Below are 8,964 nucleotides of genomic sequence, written 5' to 3'. Positions count from 1 at the left end.
CGTGTAGGCAAAGCCGGCGATGCCGGCTTTGCCTACACGATACCCCTGGGCTCCATCCCGCTCATCCTGATCTGTGCCCTGTTGCAAGGCGGCGGCTTCGGCATCGCCTGGCCGTTCCTGACACGCGTCATCGTCGCCTCCGCCCCGAAGAGCGAGCAGACCATCGCCTCGGCGGCGGTGCCGACCATGCAGCGCATCGGCTACGCCGTGGGTGCAGCCCTTGCCGGCATCGTCGCCAATGCCAGCGGCTTTTCGCAAGGTTTGAACCACGACGCGGCGGCGAATGTCGCGTCCTGGCTGTTTCTTGCCTTCGTCCCGCTCGGCATTGTCGGCTGTCTCGCGGCCTTGCGGGTTTCCAAGCCGCTTGGCCAGCAGCTGGAAGCTACTGGCTAGAAGCGCCCAACCCGCTCATTCGACCTCGCGCAGGCGGTAGCCGACGCCGGTCTCGGTGGTGATGTAGCGTGGCTGGTCGGGGCTCTTCTCGATCTTCTGCCTGAGCTGGCGCACATAGACCCTGAGATACTGCACGTCGGACGAGTCGCCCCAGACCTGCTTCAACAGGAAATGGTGGGTCAGCACCTTGCCGGCGTGCTGCACCAGCATGCGCAGGATGTCGTATTCCTTCGGCGACAGCTTTACCTCCTTGCCCTCGACCTTGACGATGCGCTTGACCAGATCGACGCTGAGATCGCCGGTCTGGAAAATCGGCTTCTCTCCCTGCTGCTGGAACTTGTGGCGGAGCGCCACGCGGATGCGTGCGACCAGTTCGTTCATGCCGAAGGGTTTGGTGACATAGTCGTCGGCGCCGAGCTCCAGGGCCTGGACGATACCGGCCTCGTCGGTCCGGCTGGACAGGATGACCACCGGAATGTCGAGGCCGTCGTCGCGCCAGTTGCGCAGCAACTCATGGCCGCTAATGCCGGGCAGGCCAAGGTCGAGCAGGACGAGGTCCGGCTTCTCCGCCTCCATCAGCTCGATGGCCGCCCTGGCATTCGGCGCCTCGCTGATCGCGTAGCCCTGGCTGCCGAGGCCGACGCGCAGCAGCTTGCGGATCGGCGGCTCGTCATCGACGACCAGTATCCTGACGTTCGAGTTTGTCATGCCAGGTCACCCACATCGTCGGTATTCGAAGCGTCGAAGTTGGGCGGATTTGCCGGCTTGGGCATTTTGATGGTGAAGACCGCGCCCGAACCGTCGGTCCGGTTTGCCGCCGTGATCGTGCCACCCATCGCCTCTATGAAGCCGCGGCAGATCGACAGGCCGAGCCCGGTGCCGGCGCGGATCTGGTCGCGCTTGCGCACCCGGTAGAAGGTGTCGAAAATCCGTTCCAGATCGCCGGGAGGAATGCCCGGCCCTTCATCCATGATCTGCAGCAGGACGGAGCCATTGTCGGTCCAGCCCTGGACGCGGATCGTCGAGCCGGCCGGGGCATATTTCGCCGCATTGTCGAGAAGATTGAACAACGCTTGCTCGAACAGCACCGGGTCGACCTTCAACATCGGCAAATCCCTGGGGATGTCCGTCTCGATCTTGTGCTCGCCGATGATTTTCCTGGCCCTTTGCAGGGCGGAGCCGACGATGTCGCCGACATAGTGAAAGGCGTAGTTCGGCTCCATCGCGCCGGACTCGATCTTGGTCATGTCGAGCAGATTGGCGATGAAGCGGTTCAACCGCTCGGATTCGTCGAGCACCGTCGACAGCAGTTCGGCCCGATCCGGTTCGGGAAGTGCTGCTGAAAAATCCCGCAGCGTGCCGGCGGCGCCCATGATGGCGGCGAGCGGCGTCTTCAGATCATGGGAAATGGAGGTGAGCAGCGCCGAGCGCAGCCTGTCCGCCTCGGCGGCGAGCTTGGCCCGGTCGACGTCGGCGACCAGTTGGATACGCTCGATGGCGACTGCCGCCTGGTCGGCCAGTGCGTCGAGAAGCCGCTGCTGCTCGGGCGTCAGCAACGGTCCCTGCTTGTCGTTGTCGAGGCCGACGACGCCGATGGCCGTGCGCCCGGTCCGCAAGGGCAGATAGAGGCGCTTGGCACCCGGAAGCGTGTCGGCGCCGCGACCTGCGGCACGATTGTGCTCCCAGGCCCAGCGGGCGGCGGCGATGTCGGCTTCGGCCAGCGTGTCATCAGGCGGATAGCCGGCCTTGACGGTGATCGTCCCGTCTTCCGGCAAAAGCAGCACCACGCGCAGCTTCAGCATCGAGGCGATCTGGAAGGCGGTGGCCCAGAGGACGTCGTCCAGCGTCCCGGCGCCGGCGAGCTTCTTCGAAAAGAGGTAGATATCCTCCGTCGCCCGCGCCCGCGAGCGGGCGGCGACCGCCTGGCGCTGCACGCGCGCCGTCAGATTGCTGGCAATGACCGCAACGACGAGAAAGACGCCAAGCGCGACGATGCTCTCCGGATCCCTGATCGTCAGCGTATAGCGCGGCTCCAGGAAGAAATAATTGAAAGCAAGGGCGCTGACGAAACAAGCATACAGAGCCGGCCACAGGCCGCCGGTCACCGCCGATGCCAGCACCCCGATGAGCAGAATGATCGCCAGATTGCGAACGTCGAGAAACTGATCGAGAAGGACGGCGAAGGCGAGCGAGCCGATGACAAAGGCCGTCGCCTTGAGATAGGGCCAGATTTCGAACTGCCACTGCTCGTCGGCCGCCTTGACGCTCCGCGACGCCGCCTCGGTGCCGCGTTCGCTTCCCGAAATGACATGGACGCTGATATCGCCGGCATTGCGGATGAGATCGTAGGTGAGCGAGCCTTCGATCAATTCGCGCCAGCGCGACCGGGTCGGCCTGCCGACGACGATATGGGTAAAATTGTTCGCCGTCGCATAACGCACGATGTCCTGCGCCACATTCTGACCCGGAATGGTCGTCACCTCGGCGCCAAGCTGCTGGGCAAGGCGCAGGTTCGTCGCCAGCCGGTCCTTGTCATTCTCGGGCATGCTGGCCGAGCGCGTGCTGTCGACGTGCAGCGCCGTCCACGGCGCACGCAGCCGGTCGGCCAGCCTGCGCGCATAGCGCACGCGGGCCGCTCCTCCAGGTCGCGCGTCGAGGCAGACGAGGACCCTTTCGCCTGCCGCCCACGGTCCTGGAATGGCGTGCGCCTGCATATGGATGAGCAACTGGTCGTCGACACGCTGCGCGGTGCGGCGCAGCGCCAGTTCCCTGAGCGCCGTCAGATTGCCCGGCGAGAAATAGTTCTCGATCGCGCGCTGCGCGGTGTTGGGGAAATAGACCTTGCCTTCCTCGAGCCGCTTGATCAGGTCGTCGGGGGTGAGATCGATGATCTCGACATCGTCGGCCTGGTCGATGATGGAATCGGGAACCGTCTCGCGAACCCTGACCTTGGTGATCTGGGCGACGACGTCGTTCAGGCTTTCGACATGCTGGATGTTAAGCGTCGTATAGACGTCGATGCCGTGCGTCAGGATCTCCTGGACGTCGAGGTAGCGCTTGGGGTGGCGGCTGCCGGGCGCGTTGGTGTGGGCGAGCTCGTCGACAAGAACCAGCGCCGGGCGCCGGGCGAGGATGGCGTCGATATCCATCTCGTCGAGGATACGCCCCTTGTAGTCGACCTTGCGGCGGGGAATGACCTCATAGCCCTCGACCAGGGCCGTTGTTTCCTTGCGGCCATGCGTCTCGACGACGCCGATCACCACATCCACGCCGTCGGCCAGCCTGGCGCGGCCCGACATCAGCATCTCATAGGTTTTGCCGACGCCCGGTGCCGCGCCGAGGAAAATTCTCAGGCGGCCGCGACCCTCCCGCTCGGCATGGTCAAGCAGTGCGTCGGGCGAGGGTCTGGTGTCGCTGCTTCTGTCGTCAGGCATCGGGATCGATCATGGATGGCGCCGGGGGTACTGTCGATCCCCGGCCGCCGCCATTCACTCTTTCGCTACGTCCAGCGCAAGGTTGAGGCCAAGCACATTGACCACAGGCTCGCCCATGAAGCCGAGTTCCCTGCCCTCGACTTGGGCATCGACAAGCGCCTTGACCCTGGCTTCCTCGATGCCCCTGGCCTTGGCCACCCGAGCGACCTGGAAGTAGGCGGCTTCCGGGCTGATGTCGGGATCGAGGCCACTGCCGGACGTCGTCACCAGATCCATCGGAACAGGCTGGTTCGGGTTTTCCGCTTTCAACTTCTCGGCGTCGCCCTTGATGCGGTCGATCAGCTTGGGACTGGTCGGGCCGAGATTGCTGCCGCTCGAGGAGGCTGCATTGTAGCCGTCGCCGGCAGCCGAAGGGCGGCCGTGGAAATACTTGTCGCTGGCAAACCCCTGGCCGATCGATTCGGAGCCGATGATCTTGCCGTCCCTCTCGACCAGGCTGCCATTGGCCTGCCGCGGAAACAGCGCCTGGGCGATGCCGGTCATGCCCAGGGGATAGATCAGGCCGGTCAGGACCGTGAAGAAGACGATCATGATGATCGCGGGTCTTATCTGGGTGAGCATGGAGATGTTCCTCAAAGCAATTCCAGGAAAAGTGTGAAGCGGTTTTCCCTAGGGAATTGCGTTAAAACAAAGAGTTAAGCGAGGCCAAGCGTGGTGACGATCATGTCGATCGCCTTGATGCCGACGAAAGGCACGATGAGGCCGCCGAGGCCGTAGACGAGAAGATTGCGGCTGAGCAGCGCGCCGGCGCCGATGGCCCGATATTTGACGCCCTTCAGCGACAGCGGGATCAGCGCGATGATGATCAGCGCGTTGAAGATGATGGCCGACAGGATGGCACTCTGCGGCGTCGCCAGATGCATGACGTTGAGTGCCTGCAGCGGACCGGTCGTCTGTCCCGGTGCGACGTAGAAGACGGCGAACATCGCCGGGATGATGGCGAAATATTTGGCGACGTCGTTGGCGATCGAGAAGGTCGTCAGCGAACCCCGCGTCATCAAGAGCGCCTTGCCGATCTCGACGATCTCGATGAGCTTGGTCGGATCGCTGTCGAGATCGATCATGTTGCCGGCCTCGCGGGCGGCGACCGTGCCGGTGTTCATGGCGACACCGACATCGGCTTGCGCGAGGGCCGGCGCATCGTTGGTGCCGTCGCCGCACATGGCAACCAGCTTGCCCTTGGCCTGTTCGTCGCGGATCAGCTTCAGCTTGTCCTCCGGTGTGGCCTGGGCGAGGAAGTCGTCGACGCCGGCTTCCGCGGCGATCGCCGCCGCCGTCATCGGGTTGTCGCCGGTGATCATCACCGTGCGGATGCCCATGCGGCGCAGTTCGGTGAAGCGCTCCCTGATGCCGCCCTTGACGATGTCCTTGAGGTGGATGACGCCGAGCAGGCGGCCGTCGCGTTCGACCGCCAGCGGCGTGCCGCCGGACTTGGCGATCTCGTCGGCGATGGCCTGGAGATCCCTGACGGTATCGCTGCCGGGCCGCGTGGCATGGGCTGCGACCGTCGATTGGTTGACATGGGCAAGCACGGAATCCACGGCGCCCTTGCGCACCGACGAACCATCGATGTCGACGCCGCTCATACGGGTCTGTGCTGTGAAGGGCACGAAGGTGGCGTGCAGCGTTGCCATGTCGCGGGCGCGGATGGCGTATTTCTCCTTGGCCAGCACGACGATGGAACGGCCTTCCGGCGTTTCGTCGGCGAGCGAGGCAAGCTGGGCCGCGTCGGCCAGTTCCTGTTCGGTGACGCCCTTGACCGGGCGGAACTGCGTCGCCTGGCGGTTGCCGAGCGTGATCGTGCCGGTCTTGTCGAGCAGCAGCGTGTCGACGTCGCCTGCGGCTTCCACGGCGCGACCCGACATGGCCAGCACGTTGAATCGCACCAGGCGGTCCATCCCGGCGATGCCGATGGCCGAAAGCAGCGCCCCGATCGTGGTCGGGATCAAGGTGACGAACAGCGCCACCAGAACGGTCACCGAAATGTAGCCGCCCGAATAGGAAGCAAAACTCGGGATCGTCGCGGTGGCCAGCACGAAGATCAGCGTCATGCCGACGAGCAGGATGTTGAGCGCGATCTCGTTCGGCGTCTTCTGGCGCTCCGCACCTTCGACCAGCGAGATCATGCGGTCGAGGAAGGTGTGGCCGGAAGCCGCCGTGATGCGCACGCGAACCCAGTCGGACAGCACCTGCGTGCCGCCGGTGACCGCCGAACGATCGCCGCCGGATTCGCGGATCACCGGCGCGGATTCGCCCGTGATCGCGGCCTCGTTGACCGAAGCGACGCCTTCGATCACTTCGCCGTCGGACGGGATGATGTCGCCGGCCTCGACCAGCACGGCATCGCCGACCTTGAGGCTGGTGCCGGGCACAAGTTTGTATTTGGTGCGGTCTTCACCGGTTAAAAGCTTGGCCTTGGTCTCGGTGCGTGCCTTGCGCAGCGAATCCGCCTGCGCCTTGCCGCGGCCTTCTGCGACCGCTTCGGCGAAGTTGGCGAACAGCACGGTGAACCAAAGCCAGATGATGATCTGCAGCGTGAAGCCGAGATTGCCGCCGCCGGAGACCAGGTCCTTGACGAACAGCACGGTGGTGAGCGCCGAGACGACGGCAACGACGAACATCACCGGGTTCCTGGCCAGCGTGCGCGGGTCGAGCTTGCGGAAGGCGCCGCCGATGGCGGGAAGCAGGATGCTGGCATCCATGATGCTGGCTGATTTCGAGTTGCTCATTTTGAAGCTCCGGCTTCGGTGTTGTTGGACGGCACCGGATGATCGGATGCCGAAAAGAGATGGGGCGGCCCGTAGGCCAGCAGCCAGAGGACGAGCATGACTGCCGCAAGGCCGAGAAACGTCGACAGGGTCGGGAAAGGAGGAGGTCCCTCCTCCTTTCCGTGATCGTCCCTGTGGGCGACCTTGCGGCGCATGGCATTGAACCACGACATGGCGGTCTCAGAAGGTCTGCCCGTGAGCCATCGCCAGGTGCTCGATGATCGGCCCGACGGCGAGCGCGGGGAAGAAGGTGAGGCCACCGACGATCAGGATGACGCCGATCAGCAGCCCGACGAACAGCGGGCCGTCGGTCGGGAAGGTGCCGGCGGAGGCCGGAACCGTTTTCTTCGCCACCAGCGAGCCGGCAATGGCCAGCGCCGAGATGATGACCAGGAAGCGGCCCATCAGCATGCCGATGCCGATGGTGATGTTGTACCAGGGCGTGTTGCCGCTGAGGCCGCCAAAGGCCGAACCGTTGTTGGCCGCCGCCGACGTGTAGGCATAGAGGACCTCGGAGAAGCCGTGCGGGCCGGCATTGCCCATCGACGCCACGCCGGTCGGCAGCACGACGGCGATGGCCGTGAAGATCAGCATCGCCAGCGGCAGGCACAATATGGCCAGCATCGCCATCTTGACCTCCTTGGCCTCGATCTTCTTGCCGAGATATTCGGGCGTGCGACCGACCATCAGGCCGGCGACGAAGACGGCGACGACGATGTACATCAGGATGCCGTAGAGGCCCGCGCCGACACCGCCGACGATGACTTCGCCAAGCTGCATGTTGATGATCGGGATCATGCCGCCGAGCGCCGTGAACGAGCCGTGCATGGCGTTGACAGCGCCGCAGGAAGCGGCCGTGGTGATGACGGCAAACAGCGCCGACAAGGCGATGCCGAAACGTGTCTCCTTGCCCTCCATGTTGCCGCCGTCGATGCCCAGCGCATGCACCAGCGGGTTGCCGGCGGCTTCCGCCCAGTAGCAGATGGCGACACCGGCGATGAACATGACGCCCATGGCCGAGAGGATCGCCCAGCCCTGGCGCTGGTTGCCGATCATGCGGCCGAAGACATTGGTCAAGGCGGCGCCGATGGCGAAGATCGACACCATCTGGATCAGGTTGGAGATCGCGTCGGGGTGCTCGAACGGGGGCGCGGCAGTGGAGGGGAAGAAGAAGAAGCAAGGGGGGAAGAGAAGAGGGAGGGAAAAAGGAGAAGAGAAAGGGAAGAAGGAGAGGGGAGGAGGAGAGAAGGAGAGAGGAGGGGAGGGGACAGAGGAGCACAGCGGAGGAGGAAGGAAGAGAAAGAAAGAGGCCAGCGTCAGCACGACGCAGAACGGCAGCAGCAAATAGAGTGTGGAGCGGGTCATATCGACCCAGAAATTGCCGATCGACTTGCCCGAAGCCCGGGCAAAGCCGCGGATCAGCGCGATGGCTATGGCAATGCCCGTGGCCGCCGAAACGAAGTTCTGCACCGTCAGCCCAGCCATCTGCACGAGATAGGACATCGTGCTCTCGCCACCATAGTTCTGCCAGTTGGTGTTGGTCATGAAGCTGGCGGCGGTGTTGAAGGCGAGCCCTGGTTCAACCGCTGTCATGCCGGCCGGGTTGTAGGGCAGGCTGCCCTGCAGGCGCTGCAGGGCGTAGAGCACCAGGAAGCCGGCAAGGTTGAAGAGCAGCAGGGCGACCGCATAGGTGGTCCAGTGCTGTTCCTCCCGTTCGCTGGTTCCGCAAACACGGTACAGCCCGCGCTCGAGCGGGCCGAAGACGGGCGAGAGCAGCGTCCGGTCGCCGTCGAAGACGCGGTGCATGTAGCCGCCGAGCGGCTTCACCAGCAATATGACGATCCCGCAATAGACCAGGATCTGTATCCAACCGTTCAGTGTCATGGCTGTGGCTTTCCGTGCCTTCAGAAGCGTTCTGGACGAACGAGGGCGTAGGTCAGGTAGGCGAGCAGGAACAGCGTAACGCCGCCACCGAGAATATAGTCGACGATCATTTTTTCAGCCTCGCTCTAGAGAGCGTCGCAAGCTTTTATGTAGGCGAAACAAAGGGCAAAGAACAAAATTCCGATTCCGATAACGGCCATATCCATTGTTTTTATTCCTTTTGTTCTTTTGTACTTTGCGAACTTGACAGGAGAGTTCGCAATATATCGAAAGTGTCCCGTCGCATCTTTGGCGACGAAACCGAATGTGTTTTCTGAAGGGAATATGGACCCGATCGCCATAAAGGTTCGAGACGGAGCGCAGTGGAAAGAAATAGGAATTTCATAAAGATTTTTGCGCGGGCTCTTCCCAACACTCCACGCAGG

Annotated in this window: 9 protein-coding genes; 1 reads left to right on the top strand and 8 read right to left on the bottom strand. The window is 63.5% G+C overall.

Going from position 1 to position 8,964, the window contains the following annotated elements; genetic code table 11:
* Positions 1–393 (top strand): MFS transporter (locus EN879_RS14125; protein WP_127274104.1); only part of this gene is annotated, 393 nt, incomplete at its 5' end.
* A 15-nt stretch (positions 394–408) separates the two neighbouring features.
* Here the strand turns inward: EN879_RS14125 and EN879_RS14120 are convergent.
* The 8 genes from EN879_RS14120 to EN879_RS39415 all read right to left on the bottom strand — a co-directional run.
* Positions 409–1,101 (bottom strand): response regulator transcription factor, encoded by a 693-nt coding sequence (locus EN879_RS14120; protein ID WP_127274103.1) that lies wholly within the window; start codon positions 1,099–1,101, stop codon positions 409–411.
* Positions 1,098–3,827 carry a sensor histidine kinase KdpD gene (locus tag EN879_RS14115; protein ID WP_063168980.1) on the bottom strand — a complete coding sequence of 910 codons (2,730 nt, stop codon included), beginning with the start codon at positions 3,825–3,827 and terminating at the stop codon, positions 1,098–1,100. The genes EN879_RS14120 and EN879_RS14115 overlap by 4 nt, the downstream gene beginning before the upstream one ends.
* Positions 3,828–3,881: 54 nt before the next feature.
* Positions 3,882–4,448: a potassium-transporting ATPase subunit KdpC gene (kdpC, locus tag EN879_RS14110; RefSeq protein ID WP_063168981.1), complete on the bottom strand. Its 567-nt coding sequence runs from the start codon at positions 4,446–4,448 to the stop codon at positions 3,882–3,884.
* 74 nt (positions 4,449–4,522) lie between these two features.
* Positions 4,523–6,616, bottom strand: a complete 2,094-nt coding sequence (gene kdpB, locus EN879_RS14105; RefSeq protein ID WP_063168982.1) for a potassium-transporting ATPase subunit KdpB — start codon at positions 6,614–6,616, stop codon at positions 4,523–4,525.
* Positions 6,613–6,810, bottom strand: coding sequence for a hypothetical protein (locus EN879_RS14100; RefSeq protein WP_224621338.1), 198 nt, complete (start codon positions 6,808–6,810; stop codon positions 6,613–6,615). Before EN879_RS14100 ends, kdpB begins: the two co-directional genes overlap by 4 nt.
* Before the next feature lie 25 nt (positions 6,811–6,835).
* Positions 6,836–8,539, bottom strand: a complete 1,704-nt coding sequence (gene kdpA, locus EN879_RS14095; protein WP_127274102.1) for a potassium-transporting ATPase subunit KdpA — start codon at positions 8,537–8,539, stop codon at positions 6,836–6,838.
* A gap of 20 nt (positions 8,540–8,559) precedes the next feature.
* Positions 8,560–8,649, bottom strand: coding sequence for a K(+)-transporting ATPase subunit F (locus EN879_RS14090; protein ID WP_032808122.1), 90 nt, complete (start codon positions 8,647–8,649; stop codon positions 8,560–8,562).
* A 15-nt stretch (positions 8,650–8,664) separates the two neighbouring features.
* Positions 8,665–8,964: hypothetical protein (locus EN879_RS39415; protein ID WP_127274101.1), on the bottom strand; the 300-nt coding region annotated here is incomplete at its 5' end.

The sequence above is a fragment of the Mesorhizobium sp. M7A.F.Ca.AU.002.02.1.1 genome (assembly GCF_003998535.1).
Classification (GTDB): domain Bacteria; phylum Pseudomonadota; class Alphaproteobacteria; order Rhizobiales; family Rhizobiaceae; genus Mesorhizobium; species Mesorhizobium ciceri.
Note: the sequence above shows the minus strand (reverse complement) of the source record. Positions and strands in the feature narration are given on the sequence as shown.